The 16,120-nt window shown below is 44.5% G+C and carries 12 protein-coding genes; 11 read left to right on the top strand and 1 reads right to left on the bottom strand.

The features are described from left to right. The first annotated feature begins 2 nt into the window (after positions 1-2). The 11 genes from PODO_RS24450 (at position 3) to PODO_RS24400 (ending at position 14,947) form a co-directional block, all read left to right on the top strand. Positions 3-1,439: an ABC transporter substrate-binding protein gene (locus tag PODO_RS24450; RefSeq protein WP_038573104.1), complete on the top strand. Its 1,437-nt coding sequence runs from the start codon at positions 3-5 to the stop codon at positions 1,437-1,439. A 167-nt stretch (positions 1,440-1,606) separates the two neighbouring features. Continuing rightward, positions 1,607-4,537, top strand: coding sequence for an extracellular solute-binding protein (locus PODO_RS24445; RefSeq protein ID WP_052097293.1), 2,931 nt, complete (start codon positions 1,607-1,609; stop codon positions 4,535-4,537). Then, positions 4,534-5,499 (top strand): carbohydrate ABC transporter permease, encoded by a 966-nt coding sequence (locus tag PODO_RS24440; protein WP_052097291.1) that lies wholly within the window; start codon positions 4,534-4,536, stop codon positions 5,497-5,499. Before PODO_RS24445 ends, PODO_RS24440 begins: the two co-directional genes overlap by 4 nt. Position 5,500: 1 nt before the next feature. Then, positions 5,501-6,361, top strand: coding sequence for a carbohydrate ABC transporter permease (locus PODO_RS24435; protein WP_038573103.1), 861 nt, complete (start codon positions 5,501-5,503; stop codon positions 6,359-6,361). 8 nt (positions 6,362-6,369) lie between these two features. Further along, positions 6,370-7,863 (top strand): NHL repeat-containing protein, encoded by a 1,494-nt coding sequence (locus PODO_RS24430; RefSeq protein ID WP_155288188.1) that lies wholly within the window; start codon positions 6,370-6,372, stop codon positions 7,861-7,863. Further along, positions 7,860-8,474: a YIP1 family protein gene (locus tag PODO_RS24425; RefSeq protein ID WP_036679624.1), complete on the top strand. Its 615-nt coding sequence runs from the start codon at positions 7,860-7,862 to the stop codon at positions 8,472-8,474. Before PODO_RS24430 ends, PODO_RS24425 begins: the two co-directional genes overlap by 4 nt. An 18-nt stretch (positions 8,475-8,492) precedes the next feature. Next, positions 8,493-10,865, top strand: coding sequence for a DUF5696 domain-containing protein (locus tag PODO_RS24420; RefSeq protein ID WP_038573101.1), 2,373 nt, complete (start codon positions 8,493-8,495; stop codon positions 10,863-10,865). A gap of 4 nt (positions 10,866-10,869) precedes the next feature. After that, a complete protein-coding gene (locus PODO_RS24415) occupies positions 10,870-11,745 on the top strand; it encodes a carbohydrate ABC transporter permease (RefSeq protein WP_052097289.1) in 876 nt (291 codons plus the stop codon). Positions 11,746-11,748: 3 nt separating this feature from the next. Beyond that, on the top strand, positions 11,749-12,741 hold the full coding sequence (locus tag PODO_RS24410; RefSeq protein WP_051491074.1) for a carbohydrate ABC transporter permease: 993 nt from the start codon (positions 11,749-11,751) through the stop codon (positions 12,739-12,741). 208 nt (positions 12,742-12,949) lie between these two features. Then, positions 12,950-14,038, top strand: coding sequence for a low temperature requirement protein A (locus PODO_RS24405; RefSeq protein ID WP_038574808.1), 1,089 nt, complete (start codon positions 12,950-12,952; stop codon positions 14,036-14,038). A 132-nt stretch (positions 14,039-14,170) separates the two neighbouring features. Continuing rightward, positions 14,171-14,947, top strand: coding sequence for a Cof-type HAD-IIB family hydrolase (locus PODO_RS24400; protein ID WP_038573100.1), 777 nt, complete (start codon positions 14,171-14,173; stop codon positions 14,945-14,947). A gap of 148 nt (positions 14,948-15,095) precedes the next feature. On the opposite strand, the gene PODO_RS24395 is transcribed toward PODO_RS24400, so the two are convergent. After that, positions 15,096-16,043 (bottom strand): serine hydrolase domain-containing protein, encoded by a 948-nt coding sequence (locus PODO_RS24395; RefSeq protein WP_038574807.1) that lies wholly within the window; start codon positions 16,041-16,043, stop codon positions 15,096-15,098. Positions 16,044-16,120 lie beyond the last annotated feature (77 nt).

Genomic DNA, 16,120 nt, shown 5'->3' with positions numbered 1-16,120 from the left:
TTATGATTTCGCAAAGAAAAACGAGCAGTTTAGTCGTATGTATGTTAATGGTTTTTGTGCTTATTCTGTCAGCCTGTAGCAGCGCTGGAAGCTCAACGACGAATAAAAATGCAGCTAACAACGTAAAAACGAACACTGAAAAAACCAATAATGCTAGTGAGCCAACCAATGCAACAGCTACTGAGGGCACGGAAGCAACAGATCCTGCCAACGACCTGCCAAGCAAAGATATTCAAGGTGAGGTTACCGTTTGGGCCTTTAATGAAAAAGTGTTCGAGGAAGTCGGCGCTGCTTTTATGGCTGAATATCCTGGAATTAAGCTGAAGACGGTAGTTATGCCCTTTGGCGACCTGCATGACAAGCTGCAAACGACAATCGCCGCAGGTAGCGGGGCGCCCGACGTAGCAGAAGTAGAGATGTATCAGTTGAATCGCTATATGGCGGGCAATGTGCTGGAGAATCTTTTGGAAGAGCCTTATAACGCTGGAAAATATAAAGATCTGGTTGCTCCTTATAACTGGGAACGTTGGATGACACCAGACAGCTCACAGCTGCTTGGTATGCCTTGGGATATGACACCGGGGGTTTATTACTACCGTGCAGACATTTTTGAAGAGCTTGGATTGCCAAGTGATCCTGCTGAGCTTGGCGAATACATGCAAGATGAAGAGAATCTCTTGAACCTGGCTCAAATTTTGAAAGCTAACGGTAAATATTTCATGGAGTGGAGCGATGGCCCGATCGTATGGGCAGGAGATGAAGTCGGCTACTTTGATAAGGATATGAACTGGACACGTAATACGGACAAAATGGTGAAGGTTCTTGATATTACAAAACGTGGACAACAGCTGGGCTGGGCACCTCATATCGGTTATGGCTCAGACGAAGGTAAACAGCTAGTTCTAAAAGGTGATTTAGTTGGTGTCGTATCGGGTTCATTCGGAGCGCGCGGACTTCAAGAAACATTCCCTGAGCTTGCCGGAAAATGGAAGGTAACCCGTTTGCCAATAGGAATTAACGTGGGAATGGGCGGATCAAGCTTTGTTATCCCTTCGCAAAGCAAAAATAAAGAAGCGGCATGGGCTTACATTCAGTGGAGCATGAGAAGTGAAAATGCTTGGAAAATTTGGACAAAACATTCCATTCAGCCGGGTTACAAGGATATTTCCAGTCTTGATTGGTACGCAAACACTAAAAATGAATATCTGGGTGGGCAAGAGGAATTTAAACTATATGAGCAATTAAGTAACGATATTCCAGTCAAACACCTTACCCCAGTGGATAACAAGGGCTGGGAAATCTTTATAGCAGCGATCGGTGATGCACTGGCTAAGAACACAGATTCCAAGACGGCTATTCAAAAAATTGGTGATGATGTCTTGAAGCAAGCGTCTAAAGAAATTGCTGCCTTTAAAAAGGCAATGGGAATGCAGCCGTAAGGAAATCTAATAACAGGAGGGGCAGCCTGCAATTGCCAGAGCTGCCCTGCTTGTATTCACTTAAGTCCGAGAGGCCCGTAAAGATGGGAGGAGACCGATGCGTGTTACGCATACTGCGAAAATATAAGATTAGTTTGTTGTTACTGGTACTTTTAGGAGTCTCCCTAGTGTGGTGGAATCAATCACGAGGGTTTGATAATTCAGCGATGGATGGCATCCCCGTTTATGCGGATGTTGATGAAAGCTCTATTTTAGAAAGCGATAGTGTGAATTCAAAACTCGAAGCCTCTTACTTAAGCTATTACGAGGAAAAACAGCAGGATGGAGCAAAGGACTCATCGGATTTTACGCTTGCTATTCCTTCGGCGGATTATAAGGCCATTAGTTCTGAAGGTACAGAGGTAATGACGGATCTTGGTGGGAGACCCGGCAAGGTACTAGCGCTTAAAGCAGAGGATAGCTGGGTGGAATATAAATTTACGGTTCCGGCAGATGGGTTATATCAGATGGGGATGGAGTATTATGCCCTTCCTGGTAAACGATCCTCGATCATTCGAAGCGTAAAGATTGATGGGGAGTATTTATTCTCTCAAGTAAAAAAAATGGAATTCCAGCGGATGTGGAAGGAAAGTGCAGAGCCATGGCTGGACAATCAAGGGAATGAATTTAATCCCAAGCGGGAAGAGGTAACAGGCTGGCAATATCGGGAGTTTCGAGATGCCGAGGCCAGAACTGCGGATCCCTTTCGCTTTTATCTGACCAAAGGGGAGCATACGGTGAAGCTGGAAGCCATCCGGGAACCGGCTGCACTTAGTGAACTGAGAATATTTTCTCCAGAACCGCTCCCGACTTATGCGGAAGTGAAGCAGGAGTATGAGAATAAGGGTTACAAGCCTGTTCAGAATCAAGTGATCAAAATTCAGGCAGAAGAATCCTCCCTTCGTTCAGATCCAACGCTGAAGCGGATCGAGGATCGGGAGCCACTCACCGAACCTTTTAACAAAGATGCTATTGTGCTTAATAGTTTTGGGGGTGTCGGGTGGCGTACGGGTGGACAATGGGCGGAATGGGATTTCGAGATTCCTGAGTCAGGGCTCTACAATATCGCAATTCGTTACGGCCAGTGGTTCCTAAACGGGATACCGGTGGAACGCCGGATTATGATTGATGGCGAGGTACCGTTCCAAGAGCTGAATGCCTTGAAATTCCCTTACAAAGCGGAATGGCAAGTAAACAAGCTAGGGAATGAGGATGGAGAGTACTTCTTTTATCTAGAACAAGGTAAGCATACGTTGCGGATGGAAGTTCAAGTATCGGGCGTTGGCGGAATGATTGAAGCTGTGCTGAACACTACACATAAAATGTCTCTTTTGGGACGTGAAATCACGCAGGTAACGGGAACGAACCCTGATCCAAACGGGGATTGGCAGCTGGAGCAGAACATTCCTAATCTTGTGCCACGTTTACATTTGATGGCGCGGACGTTGGATGATGCTGTGCAGGATATGTATGCTTTTGGCGTTGCCGATGGAAGCTCTGAGCTGAGTACGCTTTATGAAGCACGTGACCGGTTCCTGGAAATGGCGAAGGATACCTCAAGTATTCCAGGTCGTCTTCAGCAATTTACGGATCTGCAGTCATCGCTTGGCTTATGGGTCAACGGATTAATGAAGCAGAGTATTGTAATGGACTATATTGAAGTGAAGTCGGAAGATCAGCCATGGCCTAAAGACGCGGCTCCTTGGTATACCCGTGTAGGGACGATGACGTATGACTTCTTTAGTTCTTTTACAAAGGATTACAGCGGCATAGGGAATACGTACAAAAATGAAAAGGTGCTGGATGTCTGGATCTCTCGTGGACGTGATTGGGCGGAGATCATTAAGCAAATGGTGGATGAGGACTTTACACCAAACACGGGCATCAAGGTGAACGTCAATATTATTCCTACGCTTGCAGCGGATCAGAAGCAGATTCTGTTATTAGCCAATACTGCCGGACTTGCTCCCGATGTGGCACTGGGGGTTGAGGGTGAAGTGCCGATTGACTTTGCGGTGCGGAATTCACTCGTGAATCTGAATGAATTCTCAGATTATCAAGAGGTTGCTGAACGTTTCAGAGCGGGTGCACTGATTCCTTATAAGTATGATAACGGAGATTTTGCCTTACCTGAGAATCAGAACTTCACGATGCTCTTTTACCGGAAAGATATTATGGCACAGCTGGGCATTAGCGATAAGGATATTCCGGATACGTGGCAAGAGGTTATGGAACTGATTCCTGTGCTGCAACAAAACGGGATGGACTTCTATTATCCACATGCCCCGAACAACCCGAGTCTAGCCATTAATGAGTTTGCACCGTTCTTATTCCAGTATGGCGGGGATTTCTATAAGAATAATGGGATGTTGTCTGATCTGGATTCACCAGAAGCACTGACAGCTATGAAAATGTGGACGGGACTCTTTACGAACTACAAGCTGCAGAAACAAGCGGATTTCTATAACCGTTTCCGTTCTGGAGAGATGCCAATCGGCGTTGCTGATTATTCCACATACATTCTGTTATCTACTGCCGCACCTGAATTGACAGGCTGGTGGGGCATGAAACCAATGCCGGGTATTGAACAAGCCGATGGACAGATTAACCGTTCTACAGGCGGGCTTGCACAGACAGGAATTATTTTTAAGGATACGGAGATGAAAGAAGAGTCTTGGGAGTTCCTGAAATGGTGGACCAGTGCGGATGCACAGGAGAACTTCGGCTCAGAGCTTGAGTCTTTGCTGGGTGTTGAAGCTCGTTGGAATACAGCCAATGTTGAAGCACTCAAACGTCTGCCGTGGCAGCAAGATGATATCGACGCCATTATGGAACAGTGGGAGTGGTTTAAAGAGCGCGAAGTGGTGCTTGGAGGATATTACACGACCCGGCATATCGCCAACATCTGGAATGAAATTGTGCTCAACGGTAAATTCCCGCGGGAGGCGATGGAGCAAGGTGTACGTGAAATCAATAAAGAGCTTAGTAAGAAACGCGAAGAGTTCGGAATTGAAACTTCCCAGACTTCAAGCGCCAAAGAGGAAGGAGGTCAGAAATGAGTAGTGAAATAATTACACCGGCACAGAACGAAGCCGTACAGATGCAGCCGACGAAAACTCCCGGGAAATGGACTCAGCTTTGGTTAGATATCAAGAAAAATAAAGTTTCCTATTATTTCTTGGCCCCTTTCCTGATTCTGTTCACCGTTTTTACTATTGTTCCTATTATCATGTCCGTCGTTCTAAGCTTCAGCTATTACAACATTATTGAGACACCGAGATTCATTGGCTTCTCTAACTATAAGCTGTTGTTTGTAGACGATGATATCTTTCTTAAAGCTGTTGGGATTACGCTGAAATTTGCCATTATTACAGGTCCGATAGGTTATATTATGGCCTTCTTGCTGGCCTGGCTGATTAGCCAGATTCCGCAGAAGTTCCGCTTTTTCTATACCCTATGCTACTATGTGCCATCGATTACAAGTGCAGTAGCAATGTCCGTGGTTTGGTTGTATTTGTTCGCCGGCGACCGCAAGGGGTTGCTTAATCACTGGCTCATTCAGCTGGGGATTATCAATGAACCTTATTTATTTCTGCAAAATGTGGATTCCATTGTACCCGTTATCATCATAGTTTCCTTATGGATGAGTATGGGGGTAGGTTTCCTTGCTTTTCTGGCCGGACTTCAAAATGTACCGACAGATTTATATGAAGCTGGCTCAATTGATGGGGTCAAGTACCGCTGGCAGGAGCTTTGGTACATTACGATTCCATGCGTCAAACCGCAGCTGTTATTCGGTGCGGTGATGCAGGTGGTCGGTTCGCTTACCGTATTTGACGTCAGTATGCGGCTTGTTGGATTTCCGAGTCCCCTTTATGCAGGCCATACGATTATGGCGCATCTGTTCGACTACGCATTTATCCGCTTTGAGATGGGATATGCGTCAGCGATTGCTGTATTACTGTTCGCTTTGATGCTTGGGCTCAACCGTCTCATCTTCAAAGTGCTGGGGAGGGATTAGGATGCACAAAATAAATTTACGGCGTATTGACTATGGCGGCATCTTTTTATATCTGTTCTTAACGGTGTTTGGCCTAATTATGCTGCTGCCACTTGTCTATATGGCAGTGACTGCTTTAAAACCAACAAGCGAACTATTCCTGTTCCCACCGCGGTTTTTCGTAGTGAATCCGACAATGGTGAACTTTCGTGATTTGTTGTTAATTACCGGAACCTCGGCGGTGCCGTTCTCACGGTTTATTTTCAATAGCGTGGTCGTTACATCGGGGATTGTGGTCGGGGGTGTCTTAATTTCAGCAATGGCGGCTTATCCGCTTGCCAAGCACAATATGCCATTTAAAAGCGCTATCTTTAGTATGATTGTGGCGGCGCTGATGTTCTCACCCTTAGTATTGCAAATACCGCAATATCTGCTGATTAGCCGCAGCGGATTAATGAATTCGTATTTTGCAATGATCTTACCTTATCTGGCTGCACCCATGGGAATGTTTCTTATGACCCAGTTCCTGCGGCAGCTTCCAGACGCTTTATTAGAGGCGGCCCGCATAGACGGGGCTTCAGAATGGAAGGTATTCTGGGTGGTTGTGATGCCAATGCTTAAGCCGGCGATTTCGACTTTTGCTTTATTTAGCTTCATTTCTGCTTGGAATGATCCGTATCCTTCAATGGTCTATACGACTGTTCAGGAAATGAAGACATTGCCGCTCGCCATCCAAACTATCAGTGGTGGAGCCGGAGTCGTTGCTAGGGTAGGCACTTTGGCAGCAGCAAGCTTCTTGATGATTCTCCCGACTATTCTTGTCTTTATATTAACGCAGCGGATGGTGCTTCAGACAATGGCCCATTCGGGGCTGAAGGAATAGGGGGAGTCATGATGATAGGACGTAATATGAAAAAAATGCTGCTAACAGGGCTAATGGTGACGCTGACACTGCCAGTGCTGCTGCTTCCAGGGCAGGCGCTAGCTGGTGAAGCCCCATATGAGGGGTATACGTGGAATCAGTCCGGCAATGAGGTCCGCTCGATTAATGGTTATCTCTACGATTCTTCTATCGATCCAACAGGAACAGATACGGGGTCCTTCAAAAATCCGGAATCTCTCTTTATTAGTGATGACGATTCACTCTACGTAGTAGACACGGGCAATAGCCGTATTGTTCATATGGATAAGGACGGTCGTCTGCTAAATCTGATCGGCGATACGGAAGGCAGCGGCAAGCTGCAAGAGCCGAAGGGTGTATTCGTGAAAGAGGATGGAACGGTATATGTAGCAGATACAAAAAACGCGCGTATTGCTATTTTTGATAAAAATGGCAAGTTCGTAAAAGAGTTTCTAAAACCGGACAGCCCATTACTGGGTGCTAATTTCTCTTATTCTCCTTCTAAATTAGTCGTAGATAAGCGTGATTATATGTATGTGGTGAGCGATGGTAACACGCAGGGGTTGCTGCAAATTGACTCAGGCGGTAAGTTCAAGGGGTTCTATGGAGCGAACCATGTAGGCTTCTCCTGGACACGACTCTTAATTAAGCTGGTGGCCACCAAAGAGCAGCAGAACCAGCTGGCGACCGTTAAACCTTCTGAGTTCTCCAACGTGGATCTGGATGAAGAAGGATTTATCTACAGCACAACCCTGGGCGAAGAGTATAACCAGATCAAACGGTTATCTCCGGTAGGCGTAGATACGCTGAACATTGGTAAACGCTGGTACGGCGATTATTACTCTGAGGGTCCATTCAGTATGGCTTCCTTTATGGGGATCAGTATTGATAAGAACGGATTTATAACCGCGCTGGATTTGCAGTCCAGTAAAGTCTTTCAATATGACAACCTGGGGAATTTGTTATTCAGCTTCGGCGGGATCGGGGATCAGAATGGACTCTTCGTGACTCCTTCCGCCGTAGATCAAACCGCTGATGGCCTGATCTATGTAGTGGATAAAGGACGGGGCAGAATCGATCGCTTCCGGAACACGCCGTTTGCGGATTTGGTTCATCAGGCATCTTTGCTATATGTAGATGGCAGCTATGACGAAGCGCAATCCTTATGGCAAGAGGTGCTGCGATTGAACGCCAATTATGATATGGCTTATCAGGCTATCGGCAAAGCGCTTTATAAAGCAGAGCAATATAAGGAATCTATGAGCTATTTCAAGCTTTCAAATTCCAAAGCTGACTATTCATCCGCTTTCCGCGAATATCGTAAATTGTATATCCGGGAGCACTTTACTTATTTCTTTGCCGGCGGAATCGGGCTGTTCTTAGTACTGCTCTGGAGTGCGCCGAGATTATACCGGAGATTCCATGCCTGGCTGTATAGAGGAAACAAGGCAGTATTGGATCCGGCAAAGGGGGAGATTGGATGAACACTTTGCGAATGATTCATCAGGTTGTAGTTCATCCTTATCAGTTCTATAACGATATTCAAGGAAAGCAGCGTATCCGCTGGATACAGGGGATTGCCATCGTTCTACTGACCTTTGTGGCACGAATGATCTCGATTCTGATTACAGGGTATGCTTTTCAAACAAGAGAGCCGCATGAAATCTCCATGTTTCATGAGTTTATTTGGCTTATCGTTCCTTGGTTGACCTGGTGTGTCTCGAACTGGGGTGTCAGTACGATTATGGATGGTGAGGGGAAATTCAAAGAGATTTTTGTGGGCAGTGCCTTTGCCCTTGTTCCATACATGCTCTTTATCCTTCCAGTCACACTGTTAACGTTGGTCCTTTCGCTGGATGAGGCTTCAACCTTCAATCTGCTGCACAAGTTTGTGATTCTTTGGGTGGCTTGGTTGATTTTAATGAAGGTGAAGATCCTGCATGATTTTGAGATTCGCAAGGTTATTTTTATCACCATAATCAGTGTAATAGGAATCGCCATTATCTGGTTCGTAGGTATTTTGCTGTTTGGTATTTCCAATCAATTTGTTTCATTTATTGTCGATCTGCTCAAAGAGTTGAGATTGCGCGCGTAAGGAGGGAAAGGTAACACGATGAGAAAAAAAGTTAAAGTGCGGGGCATTCTCTGTATTGTTGTGATGATGCTGTTCGCAGTGATAAATGTTCAACCCCTACACAGTTCCGCCGATCCGTCTACCGCTGCGCAGTCTGTTCAGACTGAAGAAAGCAAAGAGGTTGGGCAAGAGGAAACAACGGTGGTAACTGAACCAGCTGAAGAACAGACCCCAGCCGTGCAAGAAAAGGAGACTGTGGTTCCTGCAGAAGAGCAGACCCCAGCCGTCTTAGCAGCACCTGTTCAGAAGGTTGAGCTGCAGCCGGTCACGCCTGGAACAAAAGCACTGGAGAACGAACGCTATATTTTGTATGTAGATGAGAAATCGGGAAATCTTCGCATCACAGACAAAATCACAAACAAGGAGTGGCTTGGATCTCCACAGCTGGAGCGAACAGCCATGCCAAATATTAAGAAATACACGACCGCGCCGATTTATGCAAGATACACACAGGGGGCTGACATTACACAGGTCTACCCACTTAAAGATGAGGACTCCACGGTTACCGTAACGATTGAGCAAGATGTCGTCCGCGCGGAGTTTGCTTTTATTAGCCTGAAGCTTTCTTTTGCTCTGGAGTACAGACTGACGGCTAATGGATTTGAGGCTTCCATTCCACAGGAGTATTTGAAGGAAGAGGGGAATGCGAAATTCACGAGTCTGGAGGTTCTGCCATTTTTTCATGCGGCTAGAGAAGATGCAGAGGGGGCAATGATGCTTCCAGATGGTTCAGGGGCATTGCTGGAGTTTCGTAAAGAACATCCCGTTTATTTGAAAGGTTATTCTGAGTACATTTACGGCGGGGACGAAACCTTCGTGAAACAAAATCATGAAATTACGGATAACTCTTGGCAAAAGGCGGCACCTCTTAAAAAAGCCATCGCTTTGCCAGTGTTTGGGATCTATCAGGGAGACACCGGATATTTAGCAATTGTTACTAAGGGAGATACCGACGCTAAAATAAACGGTGTTCCATCAGGCATTCGCGCTATTTCGCTTTATAGAGCATCAAGTGAATTTACCCTGCGCAAGGATGATGTTATTTTTGTCGGCAATTCCGGCCAAATTCCTTATTATCAGGGTGAGATGATCAAAACCGATCGTAGCGTACGTTATGTTCTGCTCCAAGGCGAGGAAGCTAACTACGTTGGGATGGCGAAGGAATACCGTAATTATTTAATGGAAGAGAAAAAGGTCAAGGAAGTAGTTCTTGAGAACACGCCATTGTATCTTCAAGTGCTCGGTGGGATTTCTCGTGATGAAGTCATCGGTTCAACTTTTATAGAAGCAGCTACGTTTAAACAAATCAAGGACATGATTGATCAATATCAGGCAGAGGGTGTTACTCAGCTAGAGATTACGATCGAGGGATGGTCCAAAAATGGTTTATACGGAAACCAGCCAGAACAATTTCCGGTTGAAAAGAAGCTGGGAGGTAAAAAGGGACTTAAAGAGCTTCAGGAATATGCCGCAGGCAAGGGCGTAAATCTTTATTTGAAAGCTAACTACGTGAAACCTTACCAAGATAGCAACAGCGTGAAGGCAAGCAGAGATGCTGTGCGCGGCATTAATCGTGAAGTCTTGAAGCAGTACGTTTATTATCTCTCTACCCGGTGGAATACGGATGATTATTTCTATTTAATGAAACCTAGTGTTATCGCAAAACGCAGTAATGCTGAGCTGAGCAAGTTCCAGGATTTGGGTGTGAAGGGTGTACAGTTTGAACACTTTGGAAGCTTGCTATACTCCGATGAGGATAATAAATCCATTACGGACCGCCAGCTTACAGAAGATACTTATGTTAATGCATTGGATAACTTCCGTAAGGGTGAGCTTAACACGGCAGTAGATTATGGTTTTGCCTATACATTAGGACATGTGAACCGGATTGATCAAGTGCCGCTCGACTCCAGTCAATTTGTCTATACAGATCGGGCGATTCCTTTTTATCAACTAGTGTTACACGGCTTAGTGCCTTATACAGCAAGCCCGGTTAATCTGTACGATGATTCCCGTAACCAAACCTTACGGGCGCTGGAATATGGAGCCCTTCCAAGTTATGAATTAACTTATGCTCCGACTAGCGATCTTCAGAGAACCATGGCAGACCGGCTGTTCAGCTCTAGTCTTGAGAACTGGCTGGCACCTTCTGTACAGAATTATCTCGCATTGAAAGAGGTCTATGACAGCATTAGTAACCAGCAAATGACGAATCATGAGCAGCTGCAAAGTAAGGTCTTTCGGACGACTTATGCAAACGGTGTGAGCATTATAGTCAACTATAATGAGCAGTCTGTTGACGTGTCTGGTCAGACCGTCGAGGCATTCAGCTATGCGGTAACAGGAGGATGATGAAGTGAAAAAATCAAAGCTATCGATGCGAGCGCGTTATTTCGTTGAAGGATATTCCTTCATCGGCCTGTGGCTGGTCGGATTTCTGGTGTTTATGGCTGTTCCGCTGGGCCGTTCCTTGTATTATTCCTTTCAGGATCTCCAAGTGAGCAAAAGCGGCTTACTGGCCACTTTTGTTGGGATGGAGCATTATCGCGCCGCTTTTACTACAGATGTTAATTTCTTGCCTCTGCTCAAATCGACGATGGTGTCGACGGTGACTCAGGTTCCGTTAATTCTTATCTTTTCGCTCTTTTGTGCGATTCTGCTAAATCGAGGACTCGTAGGAAAAACCTTTTTTCGTGGCGTGTTCTTTTTGCCGGTCATCATTGCTTCAGGGGCGATCCTGGGCAAATTGATGGATCAGGGTGCCGCAAATTTACCGATTTTTTATAATCAGGATTTATATGATAAGCTCCATAACTTTATCCCCGGCGACATTTTGAAGTCGTTGCTGAAATATGCAGAATCTTTAACGCTGGTGATGTGGGATTCTGGCGTGCAAATTCTGATTTTTCTAGCGGGGTTACAGACGATTTCTGTTTCACTGTATGAAGCGGCCAAATGTGATGGAGCAACCGCGTGGGAAAGCTTTTGGAAAATCACCTTCCCGATGATTATGCCGATGATGCTCGTAAACACATTGTTTAGTATCGTCAGCTCATTCACGAAGGCAGATAATCAAATCATGAGTCATATTTTGAATGTCGTCTTTAAGAATAATGATTTTGGATATGGCTCAGCGATGGGTTGGATTTATTTTGTGTTTATTTTCTTGGTTCTGGGTTTGGTCTTCCTGTTATTCAGCAAGTCGCTCGGTGCCACCGAAGGGAGGAAGTAGAAGATGTTGAAGGAATCCGTAAAGCAGGTTCGGACAACGAACATGGAACATCTGACAACTCGTCTAAAAGCAAGCGGCAAGCTGGACAGGGTCGTGAAACGTTCGCTTCAGGTGCTGAATATCGCTTTTTATTACTTGGTTATTCTCAGCTTAACGTTCGTATTCCTATATCCCTTGTTATACATGGTATCCAAATCCATGATGCAAGTAACAGACGTGGCCGATGCCACAGTGCAATGGCTTCCGAAAAAGATTAGTTTTGGCAACTATTTTCTGGCATGGGATTCGCTAAAATTCTGGGCCGGGTTCGCAAATAGTGCGATTATTTCCTTCGGGAGTGCGGTTCTGCAAATCTTAAGCTGTTCCTTAATCGGTTATGGCTTTGCCAGATACCGTTTTCCAGGCTACGCAGTGTGTTTCGTTCTGCTGCTGTTTACTTTTCTAGTTCCACCGCAGACGATTGTTGTGCCACTGTATTTGTTCTTTAGTGACTTGGGGTGGATTAATACACATTTGCCGTTTGTGGTTCCTTCTATGTTTGGGCACGGGTTGAAGGGGGCATTATTCGTACTGATCTTTATTCAGTTCTACCGCGGAATGCCTAAAGTGTTGGAGGAAGCAGCACGTATCGACGGTGCAGGCGCATTCAGAACGTACTGGAAAATCATGTTTCCTATCGCCAAGCCCGCAATGCTGATCGTATTCTTATTCTCTGTGGTATGGCACTGGAATGACAGCTTTGAACCGAATACGTATTTAACAACACCGGATTTCTATAATCTGTCGCAGCGATTAGCGATGTTTTATGGTTCCAATAATCAGGCAGCGGAGACGATGTCGCAAATGACTTCGGGTTCTATTGGGATGGCCCCAACTGGACTGAATCAGGTTATGGCGGCGTGTATTCTAACTATTCTGCCAATTCTGATTCTGTATTTGTTCGTACAGCGTCATTTCGTAGAAAGTGTGGAACGCTCCGGTATTGCCGGGGAATAAGAACAAAGCTCTAGTCAGAAAAAACCAGCAAGCCTCCCGTATGTGGGGGCTTGCTGGTTTTATTTTAGGCAAAGGGGCTTCAAATTAGTATATCAATTCGGTTAAGATGGATAAGTATTCGATAAACTGAATTAGAAATACACATCCAAACCAAGGGAGTCAGACGATGAATAAACGCACATCGGGATTTGAGCACAGTACAGCATCCATTGCTGAGAAGAAAGTTACTTGGCTGGAGCTATTTTATGATCTGCTTTTTGTAGCAGCAGTTTCAAAAGCGAGCCATGTCCTATTGCATGTAGAGGCGGGTACAATCCCACTTGAATACTTATCCAAATTTATCTTGATATTTGTTCCGATCTGGTGGGCTTGGGTAGGGCAATCTCTTTTTGTGAATCGGTTTGGGCAAGACATCTTTTCACATCGGATATTCTTGATTCTACAATTATTTTTTGTATTAATAATGACGGCGAGTTTATCGGTTAACTTTGATCAATATTATATGCCATTCTTAATAGGTTATGTTGGTTTAAGAGCTATGACAGCCATTCAATATCTTACGGTAAATAAGAATGAAGAGGATGATAGAAAGGGCACTGCCCGGTATCTGGGAAGCAGATTTTGGATTGGATTAGTGATCTCTTCTTTATCACTTTTCTTTGACTCTTGGATGCGTTATGTAGTTTTGTATGCGGGAATTACTGTAGACATTTTGCTTCCATTAGTCGGTCGGAAATACTTGGTGAAAAGTCCGATCAATACTCATCATTTATTAGAACGCTTCTCGTTGTTTACGCTTATTCTGCTTGGGGAATCAGTGGTCAGTATCCTTGCGGTTTTACAGTCTAGCCACTGGACGTGGCAATCTATTGTATTTGCATTATTAACTTTTCTATTAATTATAGCTATGTGGTGGCAATATTTTGATAATGTTGAAAAGAAAGTGGACAAGACTATAGAGACTGCCGGGCAAACCATAATTTATGGGCATTTATTTATTTATGTATCCTTGAGTATGATTGCAGCTTCGATCCAACTGTTATTTTTAGATCAATTAAATTATATATTTATGGTGTGTTTTATTTTTGGATCGGTCCTGCTTTACTTCTTCTCTACCTCACTGGTCTTCCATAAATATAGACGTATACAGCAACGGTTAGGGATATTCCATTTGGCGTTATTATTAGGTTTACTTGGTGTTTTTTTCGCAGTAGATTTGTTGTTCCTTATACCTAATTACCTGATCATTGGTGAAATGATGTTATTTTTTGTGGTATATGCAAAATTAACGACGTAAGTTTGTTGTGCCGAAGCTGAATAAGAAAACAAGAAGGAAGCCGATCCATGTGATCGGCTTCCTTCTTGTTTTAGATCCCATGAAATATAATCTTATCTAGTTACGTTCGAACGGGGAGGCTTATTTCATAATATGTATAAGATTGTATTTTTTGATGTGGACGGTACTCTAGTAAGTGAAATTGATAGAAGCATCCCGCTTAGCACGATAGAAGCAATTGAGAAGTTGATAGAGAGAGGAATTAATGTCGTAGTTGCAACAGGGAGACCGCATAACTTATGTGAAGAGTTCAAGTCTATGGGCATTGATACCTTTATTTCTGCTAACGGTGCGCTTGTCAAATGTAAGGATAACGTTATCTATAAATCAATGCTTTCAACAGAAACCGTGCGGGAACTCTCGGCTTTTGCTGAGTTAAACGGACATGGCATGTCCTATTTCACCGAACTTATAACCATGAACGGAATGGGTTCCGAGGATGAGCGCGTTATGAAGGCATTAAAGGAGACTTTGAGTCTTACACAATATCCCGAAAAAATGAGCGCTCTGCCAGAGGAGGTTTACTGTATATGCTTGTATGCGGACGAAAATGAAGCGCAAAAATTCCAAGATAGATTTCCTGAATTACGGTTCGAACGTTTTCACGGATACGTTATGAATGTGCTTGAAGAAACAAAAGTTTCTAAATCAATTGCGATTAAACAAGTGCTGGATTATCTGAATATTTGCAGGTCAGAAGCTATCGCGTTTGGTGATGGTGGAAATGATATCGACATGTTGGAGTATGTGGGATTGGGCATTGCGATGGGAAACGGTGCGGAACAGTTAAAACAAAAAGCCGATTTTGTTACAAAAAAAGCAAGTGAAGGCGGGATAGCCTACGCATTAAAGAAATTTGGTGTCATTTAAGCTTGCAGCAAACTAATTGATGAAAAATTGAGAACGATCTTTCGTTCAAATCAAACAGCGACAGCCCAAGACTTTATCAGTCTATGGCTGCGGCTGCTTTATGGATTGTGTGGCATCCACACATAGAACTGCATGTGATTCCTGGTTCTTATTGTCCTAGAAGAGCCGGCACAATAAATCGGCCGAAAACATTTGCAGGAGAGCCTTTTTTGTACTTATCCGCGGTGATAACTGCAACCAGCTCGTAAGCAGGAACTACAATAATATGCTGACCTTTGAAGCCGAGTGCAAAATAATAAGGGATCTCGTTCGGCTGCTGCTCTGAACCTGCATTGAACTGGGATACCCACCAATGCCAGCCGTAGAATCCTTTTTGCGGATGATTGGCTTCAACGTAAGGGCGAGTGGATTGCTGAATTGTATCCGAAAAAAGGATCTGCTGATTCTTCCAGCGTCCCTCCTGTAAATAAAGTAAGCCGAATTTCAGCATATCCTCTGGCTTCAGATGAAGTCCGAACCCACCGGTATGTATGCCTTGCGGATCGCTCTCCCAGTGATAGCTTTGAATACCAAGCGGTTGAAACAGCTGGTCTTCGGCAAATTCTGCAACCGCTTGTCCAGAACAATCACGCAGGATTGCGGACAAAAGCTGGGAGGAGCCTGAGTTATAGGTCATCACGGTTCCTGGTGTATGAGCTAATGGCTGTGCAAGCACGTATTTTATCCAGTCCGCGGTTTTAGTCATGGCTGGAAAAGAATTCTGCCCACCGAACTCTGTCCAGTTAAAGCCTCCGGTCATCGTTAATAAGTGTTCGATAGTGATCTCTTTTTTACGTGGGTCACGATCTTCTTTTAATGAAGGAAAAAATAAAGAAATAGGTGTGTCTGGAGGTGGAATGATTAGTTTATCTATGGCTATGCAAACTAAGGCAGAAAGTACGCTTTTGGTGCACGAGTTGATTTTGCCAAGCTCTGCAGCGATTTGTGGATCACGGTAATGCTCCAGTATGGTTTCTCCATGTTGAACGATTAGACAACTGCGAATGTCTAGGCTAGTAATACCGTCAATAAGCGGCTGAAGGTTCCAGTCAGTAATGTCGGTGACCCCCTTTCTAGATGAATTATAGCTGCAACTGTTTACCATTATAGCTCACATCACCAAAATGTCGTAAT

Origin of the sequence: Paenibacillus odorifer (assembly GCF_000758725.1) — a bacterium.
Taxonomy (GTDB): Bacteria; Bacillota; Bacilli; order Paenibacillales; family Paenibacillaceae; genus Paenibacillus_AQ; species Paenibacillus_AQ odorifer.
The sequence above is the reverse complement of the archived record's forward strand: the minus strand, read 5'-3'. Positions and strand labels throughout refer to the sequence as shown.